At 74.4% G+C, this 23,194-nt stretch carries 20 protein-coding genes; 12 read left to right on the forward strand and 8 right to left on the reverse strand.

The features are described from left to right. Window positions 1-137: 137 nt before the first annotated feature. Window positions 138-896, forward strand: coding sequence for a VOC family protein (locus E9549_RS18220; RefSeq protein ID WP_236828013.1), 759 nt, complete (start codon window positions 138-140; stop codon window positions 894-896). A 47-nt stretch (window positions 897-943) separates the two neighbouring features. On the opposite strand, the gene E9549_RS18225 is transcribed toward E9549_RS18220, so the two are convergent. The 3 genes from E9549_RS18225 to E9549_RS18235 form a co-directional block, all read right to left on the reverse strand. After that, entirely contained in the window at window positions 944-1,378 is a 435-nt protein-coding gene (locus E9549_RS18225; RefSeq protein WP_236828014.1) for a PPOX class F420-dependent oxidoreductase, read from the reverse strand. A 14-nt stretch (window positions 1,379-1,392) separates the two neighbouring features. Further along, window positions 1,393-2,361: a pirin family protein gene (locus E9549_RS18230; RefSeq protein WP_236828015.1), complete on the reverse strand. Its 969-nt coding sequence runs from the start codon at window positions 2,359-2,361 to the stop codon at window positions 1,393-1,395. A gap of 118 nt (window positions 2,362-2,479) precedes the next feature. Next, window positions 2,480-3,478 (reverse strand): pirin family protein, encoded by a 999-nt coding sequence (locus tag E9549_RS18235; protein ID WP_236828016.1) that lies wholly within the window; start codon window positions 3,476-3,478, stop codon window positions 2,480-2,482. A 142-nt stretch (window positions 3,479-3,620) separates the two neighbouring features. On the opposite strand from E9549_RS18235, the gene E9549_RS18240 reads away from it, so the two are divergent. Beyond that, window positions 3,621-5,441 carry an ABC-F family ATP-binding cassette domain-containing protein gene (locus E9549_RS18240; protein ID WP_236828017.1) on the forward strand — a complete coding sequence of 607 codons (1,821 nt, stop codon included), beginning with the start codon at window positions 3,621-3,623 and terminating at the stop codon, window positions 5,439-5,441. A 128-nt stretch (window positions 5,442-5,569) separates the two neighbouring features. Here the strand turns inward: E9549_RS18240 and E9549_RS18245 are convergent, their stop codons facing one another. Next, window positions 5,570-6,289: a hypothetical protein gene (locus E9549_RS18245; RefSeq protein ID WP_236828018.1), complete on the reverse strand. Its 720-nt coding sequence runs from the start codon at window positions 6,287-6,289 to the stop codon at window positions 5,570-5,572. Between the two features lie 145 nt (window positions 6,290-6,434). Here E9549_RS18245 and E9549_RS18250 point away from each other — a divergent pair, with 145 nt between their 5' ends. The 8 genes from E9549_RS18250 (at window position 6,435) to mnhG (ending at window position 14,927) form a co-directional block, all read left to right on the forward strand. Further along, entirely contained in the window at window positions 6,435-7,637 is a 1,203-nt protein-coding gene (locus tag E9549_RS18250) for a histidine kinase (protein ID WP_236828019.1), read from the forward strand. After that, a complete protein-coding gene (locus E9549_RS18255; RefSeq protein ID WP_236828020.1) occupies window positions 7,634-8,311 on the forward strand; it encodes a response regulator transcription factor in 678 nt (225 codons plus the stop codon). Before E9549_RS18250 ends, E9549_RS18255 begins: the two co-directional genes overlap by 4 nt. Window positions 8,312-8,377: 66 nt before the next feature. Next, the gene (locus E9549_RS18260) at window positions 8,378-11,263 is read left to right on the forward strand and encodes a Na+/H+ antiporter subunit A (RefSeq protein ID WP_236828021.1); all 2,886 of its coding nucleotides are present in this window, start codon (window positions 8,378-8,380) and stop codon (window positions 11,261-11,263) included. After that, complete coding sequence (locus E9549_RS18265; RefSeq protein ID WP_236828022.1) at window positions 11,260-11,799, forward strand: Na(+)/H(+) antiporter subunit C; 540 nt, start codon at window positions 11,260-11,262, stop codon at window positions 11,797-11,799. The genes E9549_RS18260 and E9549_RS18265 overlap by 4 nt, the downstream gene beginning before the upstream one ends. Beyond that, window positions 11,796-13,553, forward strand: coding sequence for a Na+/H+ antiporter subunit D (locus E9549_RS18270; protein WP_236828023.1), 1,758 nt, complete (start codon window positions 11,796-11,798; stop codon window positions 13,551-13,553). Before E9549_RS18265 ends, E9549_RS18270 begins: the two co-directional genes overlap by 4 nt. Further along, window positions 13,550-14,140 (forward strand): Na+/H+ antiporter subunit E, encoded by a 591-nt coding sequence (locus E9549_RS18275; RefSeq protein WP_236828024.1) that lies wholly within the window; start codon window positions 13,550-13,552, stop codon window positions 14,138-14,140. The genes E9549_RS18270 and E9549_RS18275 overlap by 4 nt, the downstream gene beginning before the upstream one ends. Beyond that, the gene (locus E9549_RS18280) at window positions 14,137-14,478 is read left to right on the forward strand and encodes a monovalent cation/H+ antiporter complex subunit F (protein WP_236828025.1); all 342 of its coding nucleotides are present in this window, start codon (window positions 14,137-14,139) and stop codon (window positions 14,476-14,478) included. The genes E9549_RS18275 and E9549_RS18280 overlap by 4 nt, the downstream gene beginning before the upstream one ends. Then, window positions 14,475-14,927, forward strand: a complete 453-nt coding sequence (mnhG, locus tag E9549_RS18285; protein ID WP_236828026.1) for a monovalent cation/H(+) antiporter subunit G — start codon at window positions 14,475-14,477, stop codon at window positions 14,925-14,927. The genes E9549_RS18280 and mnhG overlap by 4 nt, the downstream gene beginning before the upstream one ends. Before the next feature lie 24 nt (window positions 14,928-14,951). On the opposite strand, the gene leuA is transcribed toward mnhG, so the two are convergent. The 3 genes from leuA to E9549_RS18295 all read right to left on the reverse strand — a co-directional run bounded on the left by leuA (window position 14,952) and on the right by E9549_RS18295 (window position 18,929). Beyond that, the gene (gene leuA, locus E9549_RS18290) at window positions 14,952-16,688 is read right to left on the reverse strand and encodes a 2-isopropylmalate synthase (protein WP_236828027.1); all 1,737 of its coding nucleotides are present in this window, start codon (window positions 16,686-16,688) and stop codon (window positions 14,952-14,954) included. Further along, window positions 16,685-17,182: a helix-turn-helix domain-containing protein gene (locus E9549_RS24535; RefSeq protein ID WP_374201459.1), complete on the reverse strand. Its 498-nt coding sequence runs from the start codon at window positions 17,180-17,182 to the stop codon at window positions 16,685-16,687. Before E9549_RS24535 ends, leuA begins: the two co-directional genes overlap by 4 nt. A 151-nt stretch (window positions 17,183-17,333) precedes the next feature. Next, window positions 17,334-18,929 (reverse strand): phospholipase D-like domain-containing protein, encoded by a 1,596-nt coding sequence (locus E9549_RS18295; protein WP_236828028.1) that lies wholly within the window; start codon window positions 18,927-18,929, stop codon window positions 17,334-17,336. A gap of 74 nt (window positions 18,930-19,003) precedes the next feature. On the opposite strand from E9549_RS18295, the gene E9549_RS18300 reads away from it, so the two are divergent. Together E9549_RS18300 and E9549_RS18305 are read left to right on the forward strand one after the other, a co-directional pair. Then, window positions 19,004-20,272 (forward strand): aspartate kinase, encoded by a 1,269-nt coding sequence (locus E9549_RS18300; protein ID WP_236828029.1) that lies wholly within the window; start codon window positions 19,004-19,006, stop codon window positions 20,270-20,272. Further along, window positions 20,269-21,315 carry an aspartate-semialdehyde dehydrogenase gene (locus E9549_RS18305; protein WP_236828030.1) on the forward strand — a complete coding sequence of 349 codons (1,047 nt, stop codon included), beginning with the start codon at window positions 20,269-20,271 and terminating at the stop codon, window positions 21,313-21,315. Before E9549_RS18300 ends, E9549_RS18305 begins: the two co-directional genes overlap by 4 nt. 109 nt (window positions 21,316-21,424) lie before the next feature. Here the strand turns inward: E9549_RS18305 and E9549_RS18310 are convergent. Further along, the coding region (locus tag E9549_RS18310; RefSeq protein WP_236828031.1) for a prolyl oligopeptidase family serine peptidase at window positions 21,425-23,194 on the reverse strand (1,770 nt) is incomplete at its 5' end.

Consider the following 23,194-nt stretch of genomic DNA (forward strand, 5'->3'; position numbering starts at 1 on the left):
CCGCCGGTGAACTGCCAGCCCAGCAGGCCGGCGTAGAACTGCTTGGCCGCCTCCAGGTCGGCGGCGGGACGTTCTGACCTGCCGAACTGTCGGTGCCCGGTGGGACCGTGACCTCCCCCACACAGGAGGAGGCAACCATGCCCACCCGAGAGACCCCCTGGCCGCCCGGCACCCCCAGCTGGGTCGACTACGGCGCCGCCGACCTGGAGGCGGCCAAGCAGTTCTACGCCGGCCTGCTGGGCTGGCAGTTCACCGGCGGTGACCCCGAGTTCGGCGGCTACCTCGACGCGGAGAAGGACGGGCGGCCGGTGGCCGGGATGGGGCCGCAGCAGGATCCGGACGACCCGCCCCGGTGGACCACCTACTTCGCGACCGACGACGCGGCCGCCGCGGCGGCCCGCATCCGGGAGGCCGGGGGCACGGTCGTCGTGGAGCCGATGGCGGTCGGCCCGTTCGGCACGATGGCCATCGCGCTGGACCCGCAGGGCAACCCGTTCGGCCTGTGGCAGGCCGGCGAGCACGCCGGGGTGCAGCGCTACAACGAGCCGGGCTCGCTGGTCTGGAACGAGCTGGCGGCCGACGACCCGGCCGCGGCCCGGGAGTTCTACGCCGCGGTCTTCGGGTTCCGGTTCGAGGAGGTCCCCGGCGGTGAGGGCTACACGACCTTCGCCACCGACGGGGACCCGCTGGGCGGGCTCGGCGGCGTCGTCCCCGGGGCGCCGAAGGGCTGGGCCACCTGCTTCGCGGTGAGCGACACCGACGGCGCGGTCGCCACGGTGACGGCCGCGGGCGGGAAGGTCCTGCTCCCGGCGGAGGACACCGAGTACGGCCGGTTCGCGGTGCTCGCCGACCCGTGGGGCGCGTCGTTCTCGGTCATGGAGCTCCCCGCCGGGTGATCGGTGCCCGGCAGCCGGTGCGAACGGGGCGCACCGGCGGGGCCGGGTCAGCCCCTCAGCTGGCCGTACGCGTGCTCGGGGCGGAACCGCACGACCAGCCGCCGGTCGGCGACCATCGCGGCCCGGTACTCGTCCCAGTCCTCGTGCTCGCCGGAGATGCCGCGGTAGTAGGCGACGAGCTCCTCGACGGTGGCGTCGTGCGGCTCCTGCGCCACCGGCGTGAGCTCGGCGGTGCCCTCGACGGCGACCCAGGACCAGAAGTCCTCCGACGAGACGTGCAGCGTCACCCGGGGGTCGCGCTGCAGGTTGCGGGTCTTCGCGCGGTCGGCGGTCACCGAGACGCGGACGAGGCCGTCGTCCCAGGCGTAGCCGACGTTGGACAGCTGCGGGCGGCCGTCGCGCTTGATCGTGGTCAGCACGCCCCAGCGCCGGCCGGCGACGAACTGCAGCAACCGGGGGTCGGGCCCGGTGGAGTCGGTCATGAGCGCAGCCTCCCTCAGCGGACGCGGCCGCGCGGCCGGAGCGCGACCGGGGGCAGCGGCGGGGCCGCCAGCCGGTCCCCGTCGTAGCCGACGACGGTGCCGAAGCGCCGCGATTCGGCGTTCCACTGCTCGGCGTACTCCGCGACCTCCTCACCCGACCGGCCGATGAAGTTCCACCACATGACCAGGCGCTCCTCGAACGGCTCGCCGCCGAGCAGCAGCAGCCGGGACGTCGCACCGGCGCGCACCCGCAGCGTCCGCCGTCCGGTCCCGAGGTAGAGCATCGCGCCCGGCTCGAGCGGGACGCCGTCGACCGTCACCGACCCCGAGGAGGTCAGCAGACCGTGCTCGAAACCGGGTTCCAGGGGCACCTCCACGTCTGCGCCGCCGGCGAGCGCCAGGTCGACGCCGACCAGCGGGGTGTAGGCCCGCCCCGGTGACGTCACCCCGCCGAACGAGCCCATGAGCACCGTCGCGGTCAGCCCGTCGGAGCTGAAGCCGGGCAGCTGGGCGTGGTGCTCGAAGTGCGGCGCGACCTCGCGGTCGCCGTCGGGCAGCGCCACCCACAGCTGGGCGCCGTGCAGGAAGCGCGGGTGGGTCGCCGGTGACTGCTCGGAGTGGGCGATCCCGTGCCCCGCCGTCATCAGCGCCAGCTCCCCGGGGCGGAACCGCACGTCACTGCCGAGCGAGTCGCGGTGGTGCACCTCGCCCTCCAGCAGCCAGGAGACGGTCTGCAGCCCGGTGTGCGGGTGCGGAGGCACTTGCATGCCGGGGGAGGAGGTGATGTCGTCGGGCCCGTAGTGGTCGACGAACACCCAGGCGCCGACCATCCGCCGGCCGAGCGTCGGGAGCAACCGGCGCACGCGGGTGCTCTCGCCGAGCAGCACCTCCTTGCCGGGCAGCAGGTCCAGCGCGGGCCCGGCGGTGGTGCCGTCCAGCCCGCCCATGTCGCGGGCTGGTGGACGCGGTTCCAGGTTGCTCATGGCGGTTCGCATTCCCTCCTCCGCCGAGATCGCGCGATCTCGGCGGCCACGGGGGCTGGATACGCCGAGATCCCGTGATCTCGACACGGGCAGCAGGCGGCGGGTGGGGGCCTTGCCGTCAGCCAGTCTCGCCCCGGACGGCGGCGTGTGGAACCGGTCCCTCGACGCGCTGCGCCGGGATCGAGCCGAGCCGGCCGGCCCGGAAGTCGGCGAACGCGTCCCGCACCTCGTCGGCCGTGTTCATCACGAAGGGGCCGTACATGGCGATCGGCTCGTTGATCGGCCGCCCGCCCAGGACCACGACGTCGAGGGCCGGCGTGCGCGACTCCTGGTGCACGGCGCCGCGCACGGTCACCGTGTCGCCGGGGCCGAGCACCGCGAGCTGGCCGGTGCGCACCGGGGCGCCGTCGATGCCGACCGAGCCGGCGCCGGAGAGCACGTAGACCAGCGCGTTGAAGTCCGGCCGCCACGGGAGGTCCAGCGTCGCGCCGGGGGCCACGGTCGCGTGCACCATCGCCATCGGGGTGTACGTCGAGCCGGGGCCGGTGTGCCCGCCCACCTCGCCGGCGATCACCCGCAGCAGCGCACCGGCGTCGGCGCTGGCGAGCAGCACCGACTCCCGGGCGCGCAGGTCCTGGTAGCGGGGCTCGACCCACTTCTGCGCCCGCGGCAGGTTCACCCAGAGCTGGAGCCCGTGGAACAGGCCGCCGCTCACGACCAGCTCCTCCGGCGGCCGCTCGATGTGCAGGACGCCGCCGCCGGCGGTCATCCACTGGGTGTCGCCGTTGCTGATCGTCCCGCCGCCGCCGTGGGAGTCGGCGTGCTCGAACGTGCCGTCGATGAGGTAGGTGACGGTCTCGAAGCCGCGGTGCGGGTGCCAGGAGGTGCCCTTGGGCTCGCCGGGGGCGTACTCGACCTCACCCATCTGGTCCATGTGGATGAAGGGGTCGAGCGCGCGCAGGTCGACGCCGGCGAACGCGCGGCGCACCGGGAAGCCCTCGCCCTCGAAGCCCGAGGGCGCCGTCGTGACCGAGCGGGTGCGGCGGCGCACCGTGCGGGGTGCGGGCAGCGGGACGCGCGGCAGGGTGGTGGTGTCCTCGACGGTCACGGCGGGCATGCCGGCCTCCTTGGTTGAGGGCTCAACTAGTGTCAGCGTAACCCCGGGGACGCGCCGTGTCTTCCCTCGATACCGGGACCGCCGTGGTCCCGGGGGGAGCGGGCGTCGGATACTGGGGGCCCATGACTCCTCCCCGCAGCCGATGAGCGCCCCCGTCAACCTGGTCAACCTCGAGCGGGTGCACAAGGCGCACGGCACCACCGTGGTCCTCGACGACGTCTCGCTCGGCGTCGCCGCCGGCGAGCGCATCGGGATCGTCGGCCGCAACGGCGGTGGCAAGAGCACGCTGCTCTCGCTGATCACCGGCGCCGACGAGCCGGACTCCGGCCGGGTGACCCGCCGCGGTGACCTCGCGATGGGGGTGCTCGACCAGTCCGGCACCCTCCCGCCCGGGACGACGGTGCGCGACGTCGTGCTGCCGCCGTCGATGTTCGCCGCCGAGCACGAGTGGGCCGGCGACCCGGCCGTCCGCTCGGTGCTCACCGGCCTGGAGCTCGACCGGCTCGGCCTGGACGCTCCCGTCGCCCCCATGTCCGGTGGCGAGCGCCGCCGCGTGGCCCTGGCCGCCCAGCTCATCCGGCCGCTGGACCTGCTGGTGCTCGACGAGCCCACCAACCACCTCGACGTCGAGGGCGTGGCCTGGCTCGCCGGGTACGTGAAGCAGCGCAGCGGCGGCCTGGTCGTCGTCACCCACGACCGCTGGTTCCTCGACGAGGTCTGCACCACCACGTGGGAGGTCGCCGACGGGGACGTCCACTCCTACGACGGCGGGTACTCGGCGTACACGCTGGCCCGGGCCGAGCGGGCGCGGATCGCCTCGGTCACCGAGGAACGCCGGCTGAACCTGGTGCGCAAGGAGCTGGCCTGGCTGCGCCGCGGCCCGCCGGCGCGGACCAGCAAGCCGAGGTTCCGCATCGAGGCCGCCCAGGCGCTGATCGCCGACGAGCCGCCGGCGCGCGACTCGATGGCGCTGAAGGGGTTCGCCGCCCGGCGCCTCGGCAAGACGGTCTACGACGTCGAGGACGTCGACTACGCCGTGCCCACCGAGGACGGTCCGCGGACCCTGTTCCGGGACCTGACCTGGCACGTCGGCCCGGGCGACCGGATCGGCATCGTCGGCGTCAACGGGGCGGGCAAGACCTCGCTGCTGCGGCTGCTGGTGGGCGAGACCGAGCCGGACGCCGGCACCGTCGTCGTCGGGCAGACCGTGGCGCCGGCCTACCTGTCGCAGCACGTCACCGAGCTGCCCCGGACCCTGCGCGTGGTGGAGGCGGTGCAGGAGGTCGCCCGCGTGGCCCGGATCGGCAACCAGGAGATCTCCGCCTCGTCGCTGGCCGAGCGGTTCGGCTTCGCGGCGAACCGGCAGTGGACGCCGGTCGGCGACCTCTCCGGTGGCGAGCGGCGGCGGCTCCAGCTGCTGCGGCTGCTCATGGCCGAGCCGAACGTGCTGGTCCTCGACGAGCCCACCAACGACCTGGACATCGACACCCTGACCGCGCTCGAGGACCTGCTCGACAGCTTCCCGGGCACCGTCCTGGTGGTCAGCCACGACCGCTACTTCGTCGACCGGGTCTGCGACAAGGTCGTGGCGCTGCTCGGCGACGGGTCGCTGGCCGAGCTCCCCGGCGGGGTCGAGGAGTACCTGCGCCGCCGGGCCGCCGGTGGTGCCCCGCTGACCACCGCGGCCGGCAGCGACGGCCCACGTCCGGTGGGCGCGCCCTCGACGTCGGCCCCGGCGGTGTCGGCGGCCGAGGCGCGGGCGGCGAAGAAGGAGGCCGCCAAGCTGGAGCGGCGGATGCTCAAGCTGGACGCCGACGAGAAGAAGCTGCACGAGCAGCTCGCCGCGGCCGCCACCGACTACGCCAAGGCGGCCGAGCTCGACGCCCGGCTTAAGGAGCTGCAGGCGGAGAAGGAGCAGGTCGAGGAGGAGTGGCTGGCCGCCGCGGAGACCGCGGAGGGCTGAGCGGCACGTCCGCGGTCGTCCCTCGGCGCGCCGGCCGCCGTCCTCCCTCACCGCAGAGCGTCCTCCCTCACGGTGCACGGCGAGGGAGGACGCTCGATGACCAGGGAACCTGATCGTGGCCGGGGTGGTCAGGCGGTCGCGGTCGCGGTCTCGGCGCGGTGCCGCTGGATCATCCGCAGCCCGATCACCACCGCCGGGACGGCGCCGACCAGCGCGAACGCCGCGAACGGCAGCGGCTCGAAGGCCATCGAGGCGGACAGCCCCAGCGCCGCCAGGGCCGGGACGAGCAGCCACCAGCTGGTGACGCCGGCGCGGGCCAGCCCGGCGTAGACCACCAGCGGGCCGAGCAGCCCGAGCAGGGTCAGGGTGCCCGCGACGCCGACCGCCGCGGAGCCGGAGACGTCCTCGAACAGGGCCAGCGCGGTCGCCGGGTCCAGCTCGCGGCCGATGGCCCCGGTCCAGTGGTCGAACAGCACCAGGACGGTCACGCTCACCAGCCCGATCGCCGACAGGAGCGCCCCGGTGATCGTCGTGGCGCTGCCGCGGCGACCGCGGACGAGCGCCGGCGCCGCGAGCCAGGCCAGCGCGAGGGCGAGGTTGCCGTAGTGCAGCAGCATCGCCGAGAGCGCCGTGCGGCCCTCGTCGCGGGCGAGCGCGGCGAGGTAGTCCTCGTTCGCCATGGAGGCCTGCGGCGGGGAGGTCGCCATGCCGGCGACGTAGAGCAGGGAGCCGGCGATCAGCGCGCCGCCGGCGATCGGCAGCAGCCGCGAGCCGGCGGACCGGACGGGCCGCCCGTCGACGGTGTCGGCGGTCGTCGTGGCGCTGGGGGAGACGAGGTTCGAGGTCATGGCCCAGAAGCTAGGAACCGGTGGGGGTCCGGGGCATCCGCCCGAGCGCACCGACCGGGGTCCGTCGTGCGGGGGACGCGCCGGGCCGCGCGTTCGGCCGCGAGGGGGATGCCTGCGGGGCCGTGCGGCCAATAGCGTGCGCGCCATGCCCCGCTGGACCGGCTCCCCGACCGCCCGACACCTCTTCTGGCCGGCGGTGGGCGGCCTGGTGGGGGCGCTCTCGCTGGCCGAGTGGCTGCTCGAGGGGCTCGAGCACAGCCTCGCGCTGGCCGCCCCCGGCGTCCTGGTGGCCCTGCTGCTCGCGGCGTGCCCCCGCCGGCCTGCGGCCACCGCCGTGCTCGGCGCGGTGACCGTCGCGGTGAACCTGCTCGGCGGCGCGCCCGGTCCGGGGGGCGCCCAGCTGGTCGGCATGGGGCTGCTGGTCGGCCATGCCGTCGCGGTCCTCCCGGCGCGGCGCGGTGCGGCGACGGCGGCGGTCTCCATGGTCCTGGCCACCGTGCTGGGATCGGTGCTGGCACCCAACCCCTGGGAATCGATCTTCTACGTCCTGGTGCTCGGCGCGGCCGCCGCGGTGGGCAGCCTCGTGGCGCAGTCCCGGCGCCGCGCCACCGAGCTGCAGGTGCTCGCCGCCCGGCTGGCCGAGCAGCAGGAGGCGGTCGCCGCCTCGGCCGCGGTCGCCGAGCGGGCCCGCATCGCCCGGGAGGTGCACGACTCGGTGGCCCACGCGGTGAGCGTGATGGTGCTGCAGATGGGCGGCCTGCGCCGGCTGCTGCCCGACCACCCCGAGGCCCAGGAGGTGCTGCGCGGCCTGGAGCGCCTCGGTCGCGACTCGGTGGACGAGATGCGGCGGGTCGTGGGCATCCTCCGCGAGGGCTCGGGCGGCGCACCCGCGCCGCAGCCCTCGCTGAGCCGGCTCGAGCCCCTCCTCGACGAGCTGCGGGCCGGCGGGATGCCGGTCGAGCTGGTCGTCACCGGCTGGCCGGTCGAGCTGCCGCAGCTGGTCGACGTCTCGGCCGTGCGGATCGTGCAGGAGGCGCTGTCCAACGTGCTGCGCCACGCCGGCGCCGCCGCCACCCGCGTCGAGCTGGGCTGGACGCCCGACCGGCTCACCGTCACCGTCACCGACGACGGCCGGGCGCGCGTGCCCGTGCCACCGCCCGCGCCGGCCGGCCTCGGTGGTCACGGCCAGCTGCACATGCGGGAGCGGGCCGGCGTGGCCGGCGGGCACCTCGACGTCGGCCCCGTGCGGGGCGGCGGTTACCGGGTGCGGGCGGTCTTCCCGCTGCCGGCACGCGGCGGCGCGACCCGGGCCGGTGCGGCCACGCTCGGCGAGACGGTGCCGGCGTGATCCGCGTGGTGCTCGTCGACGACCAGGCGATGGTCCGCACCGGGCTGCGCATGGTGCTGGCCGCCGAGCCGGACATCGAGGTGGTGGGCGAGGCCGCCGACGGTGCCGACGGCGTCCGCGCGGTCTCCCGGCTGCGCCCCGACGTCGTCCTGCTCGACGTCCGCATGCCCGGGATGGACGGGCTGGAGGCGGCCCGGCGCATCCTCGCCGAGGAGCTCCCCACCCGCGTCGTCGTCCTGACCACCTTCGACGAGGACGAGTACGTGTCCGCGGCGCTGCGCGCCGGGGTGAGCGGCTTCCTGCTCAAGGTGGCCCCGCCCGAGGACCTGGTCGCCGCCGTGCGCACGGTCGCCGCCGGTCAGGGGCTGCTCGACCCGGCGGTGACGCTGCGGGTGATCGAGTCCTTCGCCGCCGCGCCCGCGCCGGACCCGGGGCGGGCTGCCGCGCTGCGCACGCTGACCGACCGGGAGACCGACGTCCTCGCGCTGGTGGCCGCAGGGCTCTCCAACGCCGAGATCGCCGCCCGGCTCCACCTCGGCGAGGCGACGGTCAAGACCCACGTGAGCCGGGTGCTGCTCAAGCTGGGCCTGCGCGACCGGGTGCAGGCGGTGGCCTTCGCCTACGAGAGCGGGCTGCTCACGCCGGGCGGACGCCGAGGTCCGGCACTAACCTGAGATCACCGCCGGTCGTCCCTGGACGTCTGTGGTCGTCCCCGAGCCCACCGAGACTCCCGGAGACCCGTGCTCGCACTCCTGCTCCTGCATCTGGTGGCCGCCGTCCTGGCGCCCGTCCTCGTGCGCTGGTGGGGGCGGACGGCGTTCCTCGCGCTGGCCCTGGTGCCGGCGGCGGGGTTCGTCTGGGTGCTCGCCCAGCTGGGGCGGGTGACCGGCGGCGGCGAGGTGGCCGAGACCGTCCCGTGGGTGCCGGCGCTGGAGCTGGAGATCGCCCTGCGGCTGGACGCGCTGGCGCTCACCTTCGCGCTCCTGGTCACCGGGGTCGGCGCCCTGGTGCTCGTCTACTGCGCGCGCTACTTCGAGCCCCACGACGAGGCGACGCCGCGGTTCGCGGGCAACCTGACGGCGTTCGCCGGTTCCATGCTGGGCCTCGTCCTGGCCGACGACCTGCTGATGCTCTACGTGTTCTGGGAGCTCACCACCGTCTTCTCGTTCCTGCTGATCGGCGGGTCGGGGACCAAGCTGGCCGCCCGGCGGGCGGCGAGCCAGGCGCTGATCCTCACCACGGCGGGTGGCCTGGCCATGCTGGTCGGGCTGATCATGCTGGGCGAGACGAGCGGCAGCTACCTGCTCTCGGAGGTGGTCGCCGACCCGGGGAGCGGCCCGCTGCTGGTGGCCGGGACGATGCTGGTCATCGCCGGCGCGGTGACCAAGTCGGCGATGATCCCCTTCCACTTCTGGCTGCCCGCCGCCATGGAGGCGCCGACCCCGGTCAGCGCCTACCTGCACGCCGCCGCCATGGTGAAGGCCGGCATCTACCTCGTGGCGCGGCTCGCGCCGGGGTTCGCCGACGTGCCCGGCTGGCGGCCGGTCGTCCTCGGCCTCGGTGTGGCCACGATGCTGGTCGGCGGCTACCGCGCGCTGCGGCAGAACGACCTGAAGCTGCTGCTGGCCTTCGGCACGGTCAGCCAGCTCGGCTTCCTCATGGTGCTCGTCGGCGGGGGCAGCCGGGAGCTGGCCGCCGCCGGGCTGGCGATGACGCTCGCCCACGCCCTGTTCAAGTCCACCCTCTTCCTCACCGTGGGCGTCATCGACCACGCCACGGGGCTGCGCGACCTCCGCAAGCTCTCCGGGCTGGGGCGGCGGTTGCCGGTCCTGGCGGCGATCGGCACGCTGGCCGCGGCGTCGATGGCCGGCCTCCCGCCGCTGCTCGGGTTCGTGGGCAAGGAGGCGGCCTTCACCGCGCTGTGGGAGGGCGGGCTGCCCGACCGGACCGCCGCCGTCGTCGTCCTCGCCGGCCTGGTCCTCGGTTCGGCCCTGACGGCCGGCTACACCGCCCGGTTCCTGTGGGGCGCCTTCGCCCGCAAGCCGGGGCTCGACCCCACCGAGCCCGCCGAGCTCGTGCATCCCCCGGGCGCGCTGTTCCTCGCCGCGCCGGCGACGCTGGCGCTGACCGGGCTGCTCGCCGGGCCGGCCAGCCCGCTGCTGGAGCCGCTGGTCGCCCGCTACGCCGACACCTTGCCGCTGCTCGTCCCCGAGGTGGAGAAGCTGGCGCTGTGGCACGGCTGGCAGCCGGCCCTGGCGCTGTCGGCGCTCACCCTGCTCGGCGGCGCGGCCCTGTTCGCCGCACGCTCGGCGGTCTTCCGCACGCAGCGGCGGCTCGCCGTCGGCGCCTCCGCGGACGAGGGGTACTGGAACACCCTCCAGGCGCTCGACCGGCTCGCGGTCCTGGTCACGGGCACGACGCAGCGCGGGTCGCTGCCGGCCTACCTGGGCACCATCCTCGTCGTCGTCCTCGCGCTGCCGGGGTCGATCCTGCTGTTCCAGGCGCCGTGGCCGGGGGAGTGGCGGGCGTGGGACAGCCCGATCCAGGCCCTCGTCGGGGCGGTGGTGCTGCTCGCCGCGGCCATGGCGCTGCGGATCCGCCAGCGGCTCTCGGCGGTGCTCGTCGTCGGCGTCACCGGGTACGGGCTGGCCGTCCTCTTCGCGCTGCAGGGCGCCCCCGACCTCGCCCTCACCCAGTTCCTGGTCGAGACGCTGACGCTGGTCGTCTTCGTGCTCGTGCTGCGCAAGCTGCCCAAGGACATCACCGAGCGGCACCGTCCGCGGGAACGGGTCGGCCGCGGTCTGCTCGCCGTGGCGGTCGGCGCGCTGATGGCCGCCGCCGGCGCGGTGGCGCTGAGCGCCCGCACCGCGACGCCGGTCTCGGTGGACCACCCCGAAGCCGCCTACGACTTCGGTGGGGGTGAGAACGTCGTCAACGTGACCCTGGTCGACATCCGGGCCTGGGACACCCTCGGGGAGATCTCGTTGGTGGTGGTCGCCGCCACCGGGGTGGCCAGCCTCGTGTTCCTGCGCCGGCGCACCGGCGTCGTCGACCGGCTGGACCCCGTGCAGCTGGCGCGGCAGCAGCGCTCCTCGCGCCGGGCGCCCCGCGGTCAGTGGCTGGCCGCCTCCGCGGTGCTGGCACCCGAGCGGCGGTCGGTGATCCTCGAGGTCATCACCCGGGTGCTGTTCCACACGATCCTGGTCTTCTCGCTCTTCCTGCTGTTCAGCGGGCACAACGAGCCGGGCGGGGGCTTCGCGGGCGGCCTGGTCGCCGGCCTGGCCCTGGTCCTGCGCTACCTCGCCGGCGGCCGCTACGAGCTCGGCGAGGCCGCCCCGGTGGACCCCGGCCTGCTGCTGGGGGTCGGGCTGCTCTTCGCCGGGGGCACCGGCGTCGTCGGGCTGGCGCTGGGCGCCGACGTGCTGCAGACGGCGATCCTCGAGACCACGCTGCCGGTGCTCGGCGACGTCAAGCTCGTGACCTCGCTGTTCTTCGACATCGGCGTCTACCTGATCGTCGTCGGGCTGGTGCTGGACATCCTGCGCAGCCTCGGGGCGGAGCTGGACCGGCAGGTCGACGAGGACGACCCCATCGACGTCGCACCGGGAGAGGTGGTCCTCCGATGACCCCCACCGTCGTCCTGCCGGTGATCATCGGCGGCCTCTACGCGGCCGGCGTCTACCTGCTGCTGGACCGCAGCCTCACCCGCGTCCTGCTGGGCTTCCTGCTGCTGGGCAACGCCACCAACCTGCTGCTGCTGTCGGCCGGCGGGGCCGCCGGGCTGGCGCCGATCCTGGGGTACGCCGAGCCGGAGGAGATGAGCGACCCCCTGCCGCAGGCGCTGATCCTCACCGCGATCGTGATCACCTTCGGGATCGCGGCGTTCGTGCTGGCGATCATCTACCGGTCCTGGCGGCTGGTGCGGCAGGAGGTGATCGAGGTCGACGAGGAGGACCGCCGCATCGCCCGCCGCTCCGACACCGACGCCGACGACATCGACCCCGACGACCTGGCGCCCGAGGACCGGCCGGCCATGCACGCCGACACGCTGGCGGCCGACCGGGAGCGGGACACCGACGCCGAGCGCGGGTTGGCGCGGCAGTACTCCGGGATCCCGTCCGACGACGTGGACCTCCCGCCGACCCGGCGGAGGAAGCGGTGATCCGCGTCCTCACGCCGCTGCCGGTGCTGCTGCCGCTGCTCGGGGCGGCGGCGGCGCTGCTGGTCGGCGGCCGGCACCCGCGGGTGCAGCGGACGCTGAGCGTCGTCGTCCTGTCCGCGGTGCTCGCCGTCTCGGTCGCGCTGCTGCTCCTCGCCGACGCCGACGGCGCGGACGCGATCTCCGTCGGCGGGTGGCCGGTGCCGCTCGGCATCGTGCTCGTCGTGGACCGGCTGTCCGCGCTGATGCTGGTCGTCGCCGCCACCGTGGCGCTCGGGGTGCTCGTCTTCGCCGTCGGCCAGGGCGCGGCCGACGGCGACGAGGAGACGCCGATCTCGATCTTCCACCCGACGTTCCTGGTGCTCATCGCCGGCGTGGCCAACGCGTTCCTCGCCGGTGACCTCTTCAACCTCTACGTCGGTTTCGAGATCCTGCTGACCGCGAGCTACGTGCTCCTGACGCTCGGGGGCTCGGCGCCGCGCATCCGGGCCGGCGTCACCTACATCATCGTGAGCCTGCTCAGCTCGCTGCTGTTCCTGGCGGCGATCGGGCTGGTGTACGGGGCGACCGGCACGGTGAACATGGCGCAGCTGGCCGTGCGGCTGCAGGAGCTGCCGGAGGGCACCCAGCTGCTGCTCCAGGCGATGCTGCTGATCGCCTTCAGCATCAAGGCGGCGGTCTTCCCGCTGTCGGCGTGGCTGCCCGACAGCTACCCGACCGCGCCCGCGCCGGTCACCGCGGTGTTCGCCGGCCTGCTCACCAAGGTCGGCGTCTACGCGATCATCCGCACGCAGACGCTGCTGTTCCCAGGCGGTGCGCTGGACACGGTGCTCATGTGGGCGGCGCTGGCCACCATGCTGATCGGCATCCTGGGAGCGGTCGCCCAGACCGACATCCGGCGGATCCTCTCCTTCACCCTGGTCAGCCACATCGGGTACATGGTGTTCGGCATCTCCCTGGCCTCCCAGGCCGGGCTGGCCGGGGCGATCTTCTACGTCGTCCACCACATCGCGATCCAGACCACCCTCTTCCTCGTCGCCGGCCTCGTCGAGCGGCAGGGCGGCTCCACCGGCGTCGACCGGCTCGGCGGGCTGGCGGCGGCGTCCCCGGTGCTGGCGGTCCTGTTCTTCATCCCCGCGATGAACCTGGCCGGGATCCCGCCGTTCTCGGGCTTCATCGGCAAGCTGGGCCTGCTCGAGGCCGGCATCGCCGACGGGGGGTGGCTCCCGCTCGTGCTGGTGGGCGGGGGGGCGGTCACCAGCCTGCTGACCCTGCTGGCGATCTCCCGGGTCTGGAACCGGGCGTTCTGGCGGCCCGCGACCCAGTCGCCGCTCGGTGACACCGACGACGCCGCGGCGGCCGACGCCGGGCCCGAGCTCGCACCCGGGCCGGTCCCGGGCCCGGCCGAGCAGGAGCAGCCCGTCGCGGAGAAGGAGCCGGCCACGGAGGACGAGCCGGTGGGCACCGCGGCCGGCGGGCGCGCGGAGGCCCGGCGGGCGGCCTGGGAGCGGCACACCGCCGTGGCGACGGCGACGGCGCCGCCCACCGACGGGCTCGGGGACGACGACGAGCGGGAGCGGCCGCGACAGCCGCTGCCGCGGGTGATGGTCGGGTCGACCGCCGCGATGGTGGTGGTGACCGTCGCCCTGACAGCCCTGGCCGGGCCGCTGTACGACGTCGCCGGCCGGGCCGCCGGGGACCTGCTGGACCGGGGCCCCTACATCTCGTCGGTCTTCGGCGGGGAGGAGGTCCCGTGACCGGCGACCCCGCGCCCGCGGCGACGCACCGGTTGCGGCACCAGCTCCCGCTCCTGGTCTGGCTGGTGCTGGTCTGGAACCTGCTCTGGGGCACCTGGTCGTGGGCCAACCTGCTCGGCGGGGTCGTCGTCGCGCTCGCCGTCACGCTGCTCCTGCCCCTGCCCCCGGTCGAAGGCGGGGCGCGCGTCCGGCCGATCGCGTTCGTGCGCTTCCTGTCCTACTTCGTGGTGGACCTGGTCAGCTCCGGTGCCCTCGTGGCGTGGCAGACCGTGCGCCCGTCGGGCATCGACCGCAGCGCGATCGTCACGGTGCAGCTGCGCACGGACTCCGACCTGCTGCTCACCATCCTGTCCGAGTCGCTGACCCTGGTGCCCGGCTCGATGGTCATCGACCTGGACCGGGAGCGCCGGACGCTCGGGCTGCACATCCTGCACGTGCGCCACGAGGCCGACGTCGAGCGGCAGCGCGCCTCCGTGCTGGCCCAGGAGGAGCGGGTGGTGCGGGCCTTCGGCTCGCCGGACGACATCGCGGCGCTCGGGCTCGCACCCGGCGAGGAGCTGCCGCGGGCGGGACGGAGGACGCCGTGACCGTGGTCTTCTGGCTCGGGTACGGGCTGCTGGGGGTCGGCGCGCTGCTGGCGCTGGTCCGCCTGGGCATCGGCCCCTCGCTGCTCGACCGCGTGGTGGCCACCGACACCCTGCTGGTGATCATCGCGGCCGGGCTGGCCGTCCACGCGGGCCTGCAGCGGGACCCGACCGTGGTCCCGGTGCTCGTGGTGGTGTCGCTGCTGGCCTTCGTCGGCTCGGTGTCGGTGGCCCGGTACATCGGCGGGATGCTGCTCCGGTCCACGACGGACGGCCAGGACGTGGGGCTCCCGGAGTCTGCCGAGGAACGGGCGGCCCGGGACGCGGAGGCGGGACGATGACCGGGTTGCGGACGGCGGCCGACGTCATCGCCATCGTCTTCCTGCTGCTGGGTTCCTTCCTGTGCCTCACCGCGGGGCTCGGGCTGCTGCGCTTCCCCGACGTCCTCACCCGCATGCACGCCGGCACCAAGCCGCAGGTGCTGGGCGTGCTGCTGATCATGGTCGGTGCGGCGATCCGCCTGCAGGGCTGGTCGGCGACGTGGATGCTGCTGCTGGTCGCCGCCTTCCAGATGCTCACCGCGCCGGTGAGCGCGCACATGATCAGCCGGGTCGCCTACCGACGGCGGCACGTGCGCCGGGACCGGCTGCTGGTCGACGAGCTGCGCTCCGAGCGGCGGCCGGACCGGGTGTACCGCGGTGACGAGCCGGCCGACGCCCCGCCGGAGAACCCGGGGCAGGCGCTCGCGGAGAGCCGCCGCGAGGAGCGCCGGGAGGACGGGGCGCGCTGAGCCGCGCGCCCCGTCCCCGCCGGATCAGCGCTCGGCGCGGTTGACCGCGGAGACGACCGCCCGCAGCGAGGCGGTGACGATGTTGGGATCGATGCCCACGCCCCACAGCACCCGGTCGCCCACGGCGCACTCGACGTAGGCGGCGGCCCGGGCGTCACCGCCGGCGGACATCGCGTGCTCGGCGTAGTCGAGCACGCGGACGTCGACGTCCAGGCTCTTCAGGGCGTCGACGAACGCCGCGATCGGGCCGTTGCCGCGGCCCTCGACGGTCACCGGGACGCCGGCGTCGACCAGTTCGACGACCATCTCGTCGACCTGTCCGTCACCGTGCGCGGTGTGCCGGTGCCCGGTGAGGGAGAACCGGCCCCACGGGGCGGCCGGGTCGGGCAGGTACTCGTTGCTGAACGCCGTCCACATCTGCTGGGCGGTGACCTCGCCGCCCTCGTCGTCGGTGTGCCGCTGGACGACCGCGCTGAACTCGATCTGCAGCCGGCGCGGCAGGTCCAGGTGGTTCTCGGTCTTCATGATGTAGGCGACGCCGCCCTTGCCGGACTGGCTGTTCACCCGGATGACGGCCTCGTAGCTGCGGCCGACGTCCTTGGGGTCGATCGGCAGGTACGGCACCGCCCAGGTCTGCTGCTCCACCGGGACGCCGGCGGCGGCCGCGTCGGCCTCCAGCGCCTTGAAGCCCTTGTTGATCGCGTCCTGGTGCGAGCCGGAGAAGGCGGTGTAGACCAGGTCACCGCCGTAGGGGTGCCGCTCGTGCACGCCCAGCTGGTTGCAGTACTCGACGGTGCGGCGGATCTCGTCGATGTCGGAGAAGTCGATCTGCGGGTCGATGCCCTGGCTGAACAGGTTCAGGCCCAGGGTGACCAGGTCGACGTTGCCGGTGCGCTCGCCGTTGCCGAACAGGCAGCCCTCGATGCGGTCGGCGCCGGCGCGGTAGCCGAGCTCGGCGGCGGCGACGGCGGTGCCGCGGTCGTTGTGCGGGTGCAGGCTCAGCACGACGGAGTCGCGGCGGCCGATGTTCCGGTGCACCCACTCGATCTGGTCGGCGTAGACCGTCGGCTCGGCCATCTCGACGGTCGCCGGCAGGTTGATGATCGTCGGGCGCTCGGGCGTGGGCTCCCAGACGTCCATGACCGCGTTGCAGATCTCGACGGCGAAGTCGAGCTCGGTGCCGGTGAACGACTCGGGGGAGTACTCGAAGCGGATGTCGGTCTCGCCCATCTGCTCGGCGAGCTTGCGCACCACCTGGGCGCCGTGGACGGCGATGTCGACGATCCCGGCCCGGTCGAGGCCGAACACGACCCGCCGCTGCAGGGTGGAGGTCGAGTTGTAGAGGTGCACGATCGCCTGCTTGGCGCCGCGCAGGGACTCGAAGGTGCGCTCGATCAGCTCGTCGCGCGCCTGGGTGAGCACCTGGATCGTCACGTCGTCGGGGATCAGGTCGTCCTCGATCAGCTGGCGGACGAAGTCGTAGTCGGTCTGGCTGGCCGCCGGGAAGCCGACCTCGATCTCCTTGTAGCCCATGCGTACGAGCAGATCGAACATCCGCCGCTTGCGGTCGGGCGTCATCGGGTCGATCAGCGCCTGGTTGCCGTCGCGCAGGTCGACGGCGCACCAGCGCGGGGCCTGCGTCGTGATCCTGTCGGGCCAGGTGCGGTCGGGCAGCACCACCGGGGTGAAGGGCGCGTAGCGGTGGATCGGCATGCCGGAGGGCTGCTGCGGGTGGCGGGCGTGCGGGTGGGTCTCGCTCATGGGAGGGCTCCTGTGGCGGGTGCCGTGCGCGGGGGGTGCGCACGGGCTCCGGGACGGTCAGCGGACGCCGGGGACGCCAGGACACCGCGGCGAGGGGGCCGACCTAGGAGAGGGCCTCGCCGCGGCGGGTAAGCAGGAGGCTGCCGCGCACGCCGCCACGGTAGCAGCGCGCCGGCCGGGGGCGCAGGAGCACGCTCAGCCCACGGCGCAGCGGCAGGGGCAGCCGTCGGGGTGGAACGGCCGCCCGCCGTCGTCGCCCCCGGTGACATCGGCGGGGCCTCGGCCCCGTCCTCGTCCAGCAGGACCAGTCGGAGCCGGCCGAGCGCAGCCGCCCTGGCCAGCGCGGTCGCCGGCAGGTCCCGCCGCCCGGTCCCGGCCTGGGCCACTGCGGACTGGGAGAGGTCGCACGCCTCGGCCAGCTCCCGCTGGGACAGGTCGGCCTGCCGGCGGATGCGCCGCAGGAGGCCCGGTAGGTCGAACGGATCTCGCTGCACCGCGCCACTGTCCGGATGCCCTGCACCGGTCGGGCTCCCGCGAGCGGGACGGTGGAGGAGCCGGCCGCCTGTGGACAGCCGCCGCGAGCCGGACGGGGTGCCTCCTGGCTGCGGGGTGCCCGGCGGGGGACCTGTGCCGCGCAGCGGGCGGTCAGAACCGCTTGCGCAGCCGCAGGCGCAGCGGGCGGCCGTCGGGGTCGACCAGCAGCCGGTAGACCGGCGTGGCCCACAGCCGGGTGTGCCAGGCGAGCTTCTCCGGGCGGTGCGGCCGCAACCGCCCGGGCGGGCGCGGGCCCTTCCGGCCGCCCTCGTGCCACTCGGCCAGCGCCGCCGCGCGCTGCTCGAGCGTCGCGACGAAGCGGTCGGGGTCCAGCAGCAGGGCGTCCTCGCCGCCGTCTGGATCGAGGTCCAGGTGCTCGCGCGCCAGTTCCAGCCGCAGGTCGCGCGCCAGCGTGCGCGCGCAGTCACCGGTCCCCGCCGGGTCCAGCGGCTCCCGCACGTCGATCGTCGTGTCCAGGACGGCGGTCGACAGCTCGCTGTCGTGGGTCCACGAGCGGCGGTTGAAGTTGTCGCTGCCGATGCACGCCCAGACGTCGTCGACGACGCACACCTTCGCGTGCACGTAGACCGGCGTCCCCGCGTGGTTCTCGACGTCGAAGACGTGCACCCGGTCCTCACCGCCCGCCTGCACGCAGAGGTCGATCGCCTGCCGGCGGCCCACGTACTGCGGCGTCGCGTTGAACGCACCCTCCTGGTCGGGGATGCGCGGCACGACCACCACCAGGTGCAGGTCGGGGTGGTCCCGCAGGGCGTCGGCGAACAGCTGCGCGACCTCGCCGGACCACATGTACTGGTCCTCGAGGTAGATCAGCCGCCGGGCGCGGCGCACCGCCTTCGAGTAGCCGCGGGCCACCGAGCGCTCCCCCTCGGGGGCGAAGTCGTAGCGGGGGAGGATCTTCGGGTAGGTCCGCAGGATCTGGACCAGGTGCGGCCCGGCGGGCGGGGGCGGCGGCAGCTCGGGCGGCAGCGGCGCGGGGTCCAGCCGGGCCCGGCGGAACCGGTCGACCAGGTAGGCGATCGGGTTGCCCTGGACGGGGCTGGTCGGGTCGTCCCAGCGCTCGCGGAACGCCGTCTCCAGGGCGGCCACCGCCGGTCCGCGGACCTCGGCCTGGACGTCGTGCCACGGCGGCGTGGGGCCGTAGGCGGAGTGCATGTCGACCGCCTGCGGGTCGCCGTGGTGCCGCCCGTCGTCGCGGCGGCTGTGGCACAGGTCGATGCCCCCGGCGAACGCGACGTCGCGCGACGGGTCCGCGGGGCACCGTGCGACCACGATCTTCTGGTGGTGGCTGCCGACCCGGCGGACGCGCTGGTCGAGCACGACCTTCCCGCCGTCCTCCTCGATCTCCCGGTCCAGCGACCGGTTCTGCTCCTTGCTGTAGGAGAGGGCGTCGGTGTGCGAGCGCCACACCAGGCCGCGCACGTCCACCCCGCGGCGCGATGCGGCGCTGAACAGCTCGTCCACGGTCGGCCCGTCGGGCCGCAGCCGCTGGTCGGGGTCACCGCGCCAGTCGGTGAACCACAGCCGGTCACCTTCACCCAGCTGCTCGACCACCTCGACGAGCCGGTCGAAGTAGACCGACCCGTGCACCAGGGGGCGGACCAGGTTCCCCTCCGTCCAGGCCGGGACGGCGGCGCCGAGGTTGTCGCGCTCCTCGGAGGTGAGCAGCCAGCGGCTCGGATCGTCCACCCGGTGATCACAACCGCCCCGGCGGCCGGATGCAAGCGCCCGGCTCGTGGAGGACCTCGGTAGCCTCATGTCCCGTGGCCCTCGTCGTCCAGAAGTACGGCGGCTCGTCCGTCGCCTCCGCAGAGCACATGAAGCGCGTCGCGGAGCGGATCGTCGCAGCCAAGAACAACGGCGACGACGTCGTGGTCGTGGTCTCCGCGATGGGCGACACCACCGACGAGCTGCTCGACCTCGCCAGCCAGATCACCGACACCCCGCCCGGTCGCGAGCTCGACATGCTGCTGACCGCGGGTGAGCGGATCTCCATGGCGCTGCTCGCCATCGCCATCTCCGAGCACGGGTACGAGGCGCGCTCCTTCACCGGGTCGCAGGCCGGCGTGATCACCACGTCCAGCCACGGCAAGGCGCGGATCATCGACGTCACCCCGGGCAGGCTGAAGTCGGCGCTGGACGAGGGCTCGGTCGTGATCGTCGCCGGCTTCCAGGGCGTCAGCCAGGACACCAAGGACATCACCACGCTCGGCCGCGGCGGGTCGGACACCACCGCCGTCGCCGTCGCCGCCGCGCTGAACGCCGACGTCTGCGAGATCTACACCGACGTCGACGGCGTCTTCACCGCCGACCCGCGCATCGTCCCCAACGCCCGGCGGCTGGACACCATCACCTACGAGGAGATGCTCGAGCTGGCGGCCTCCGGCGCGAAGGTGCTCATGCTCCGCTGCGTCGAGTACGCCCGCCGCTACGGCATCCCCGTGCACGTCCGCAGCTCCTACTCCCAGCTCCCCGGCACGACCGTGACCGGCTCGATGGAGGACCTCACCGTGGAACAGGCGATCATCTCCGGCGTCGCGCACGACCGCTCCGAGGGCAAGATCACCGTGTTCGGGGTCCCGGACCGGCCGGGCGAGGCGGCGCAGATCTTCCGCGTCCTGGCCGACGCCGAGGTCAACATCGACATGATCGTGCAGAACGTCTCGGCCGAGGCCAGCAAGCTCGCCGACATCTCCTTCACGCTGCCCAAGAGCGACGGGCCCACCGCCCTGGCCGCCCTGGAGAAGGTCAAGCACACCGTCGGCTACACCGACGTCAGCTTCGACCAGCACATCGGCAAGGTCAGCCTGGTCGGCGCCGGGATGCGCTCGCACCCCGGCGTCTCGGCGAAGTTCTTCGGCGCGCTCGCCGACGCCGGGGTGAACCTCGAGCTGATCAGCACCTCGGAGATCCGCATCTCCGTGGTGTGCCGCGACACCGACGTCGACATCGCCGTCCGCGCGGTGCACGACGCCTTCGACCTGGGCACCGACGAGGCGCAGGCCGTGGTCTACGGAGGGACGGGACGATGAGCACCAACGCTGGGCTGCGCGTCGGCATCGTCGGCGCGACCGGGCAGGTCGGCCGGGTCGTGCGCGACCTGCTCGCGGAGCGGTCCTTCCCGCTCGCCGAGCTGCGCTTCTTCGCCTCCGCCCGCTCGGCCGGCAGCACGCTGCCCTGGGCCGGTGGCGGGATCACCGTCGAGGACGCCGCCACCGCCGACCCGACGGGCCTGGACATCGCGATCTTCTCCGCGGGGGCCACCACGTCGCGGGCGCAGGCGCCGCGGTTCGCCGAGGCCGGCGTGACCGTGATCGACAACAGCTCGGCGTTCCGGCGCGACCCCGACGTCCCGCTGGTCGTCAGCGAGGTCAACCCGCACGCGCTGGGCGAGATCCGCAAGGGGATCATCGCCAACCCCAACTGCACGACCATGGCCGCGATGCCGGTGCTCAAGCCGCTGCACGACGAGGCGCAGCTGACCCGCATCGTCGCCAGCACCTACCAGGCGGTCTCCGGCAGCGGCGTGGCCGGCGTGGAGGAGCTGCACGGCCAGGCGAAGGCCGTCGTCGAGAAGGCCGACGCGCTCGCCCACGACGGGTCCGCCGTCGCCTTCCCCGACCCGGTCAAGTACGTCGCCCCGATCGCGTTCAACGTGCTGCCGATGGCCGGCTCCGTCGTCGACGACGGCTCGTTCGAGACCGACGAGGAGCAGAAGCTCCGCAACGAGAGCCGCAAGATCCTCGGCATCCCCGACCTGCGGGTGGCGGGCACCTGCGTGCGGGTGCCGGTGTTCACGGGGCACTCGCTGTCGCTCAACGTCGAGTTCGCCCGGCCGCTGTCGGTCGAGCGGGCCACCGAGCTGCTGCGGGCCGCACCCGGCGTGGAGCTCTCCGACGTCCCGAACCCGCTGCAGGCCGCCGGTCGCGACCCCAGCTACGTGGGCCGCATCCGGCAGGACCAGAGCGTCGACGACGGCCGCGGGCTGGTGCTCTTCGTGAGCAACGACAACCTGCGGAAGGGTGCCGCGCTCAACACCGTCCAGATCGCGGAGCTCATCGCCGCGAAGCGCTGATCGATCCGACCGAGCGCGGGGGCCGGAGGCCTCCCGGTCGGGCGGAGGGACGCGCTCGTCCCAGCTGGGGACGGCTCCTGGCCGCGGTGTCGTCCGGAGGACGACAGCGTCACGGCCGCACGTGGCGGAGGGCGAAGGACAGCGCGACCTCCACCTGGCGGATGGTCTCCTCGATGACCAGCGAGCCGTGGCCGGCGTCGAAGCGGTAGACCTCGTGCGGCTTGCCCAGCCGCTCCAGCTCGCCCAGGTAGTTGTCGATCTGCCGGATCGGGCAGCGCGGGTCGTTGGCGCCCGCGACCACCAGCACCGGGGCGGCGACGGCGTCGACGTAGGTGATGGGGGAGGAGCGCACGTAGACGTCGCGCACCTCCTCCGGTGAGCCGCCGAAGAGCGCCCGGTCGTAGGCCCGCAGGCCCTCCATCTCGTCCTCGTAGGCGGCCAGGTAGTCCGCGACGGGCACCTCGGCGATGCCGGCCGCCCAGCGCTCGGGCTGCGTGCCCAGCCCCAGCAGGGTCAGGAACCCGCCCCAGGAGCCCCCGGAGAGGATCGCCCGCCGCGGGTCGACGACGCCCTCGGCGACCAGCGCGTCGTACACCGCGCCGACGTCCTCCAGCTCGGTCAGCCCCGGCCGCCCGGTGAGCGCGTCGCGCCAGGCCGACCCGTAGCCCGTGGAGCCCCGGTAGTTCACGTGCACGACCGCGTAGCCGGCGTCCACGTAGGCGGCCCGCCGGGCGCGGTAGGAGTCGTCGTCGGCCGCCTCGGGGCCGCCGTGCACCAGGAACGCCGTCGCGTGCGGGCCCTCGCCGGCCGGCCGCACCAGCAGCGCGTGGATCTCACCGCCGGGACCGGGCACCCAGCGGTCCTCCACCGGGTAGGCCGCGGGCGGCTCCTCCTCGCTCACCGTCAGGACGACGGGGCCGTCCGCCCGCCGGATCACCGGCGGCAGCTCGGAGTTCGACCAGGCGAGCTCCACCGTGCCGTCGGGCCGGGCCGTGGCGCCACGGACGACGCCCGGCGGGGTGTCCAGCTTCTCCAGCGCACCGCTGGCCAGGTCGTAGCGGTACAGCTCGCTGCGGGCGGCGTGGTCGTGGCCGACCAGCAGCGCCGAGCCGTCGGGGTACCAGCCGGCGGTGACGTCGCCGGGCAGGTCGAGGACGAGCTCGGTCTCGGTGTCGGCGGCGACGTCCCAGACCAGCAGCTCCTCCCGGCCGCGTCGCTCGTGCCCGACCAGCAGCCGGCGGTCGCCGGGCAGCGGCGCGAACTCCAGCGCGTGCAGGCCGCGGCCCTCGCCGTCCCACTTCTCCGCGACGACGGCGTCGTCGGCGGTGCGCAGGACGCGCAGCGCGGGGTAGCGCGGGTCGCCGTGCTCGGAGTGCGAGATGACCAGCAGCTCGTCGTCGCGGGTGAGCGCGTCCACCGAGGCCGGATCGGGGTGCCGGTAGACGACGCGGGGCGTCCCGTCCGTGGGCGCCACCCACAGCTCGCTGCCGTCGTCCGTCGACCGGCCGATGGCGACCAGCGAGTGCCCGAGCTCGAGGCCCGCCGGGTAGGCGGGCCCCACCTCGGGGACGGCGACGGCGTCATCCCCGCCCTCGAACGGCTGGGTCATCCAGACGCCGAACTCGTCGCCGTCGGTGTCGGCGAACCACCAGATGGTCCCGCCGTCCTGGCTGAGCGTGCCGATCAGCGTGCCGTTGGGCCGGTCGGTCACCTGCCGGTGGGTGCCGGTGGACCGGTCCCACGCGTACTGCTCGACGACGCCGCTGACGTCGGAGCTGTAGAGGTTGCGGTCCGGGGCGTCGAACGCCCAGTCCGGCAGCGACACCCGGGGGACGCGGAACCGGGCCTGCCAGCGGGCGGTGACCTCGGGGGGGAGGGC

The sequence above is a fragment of the Blastococcus sp. MG754426 genome, assembly GCF_021699055.1.
In the GTDB taxonomy this organism is placed as follows: Bacteria; Actinomycetota; Actinomycetes; order Mycobacteriales; family Geodermatophilaceae; genus Blastococcus.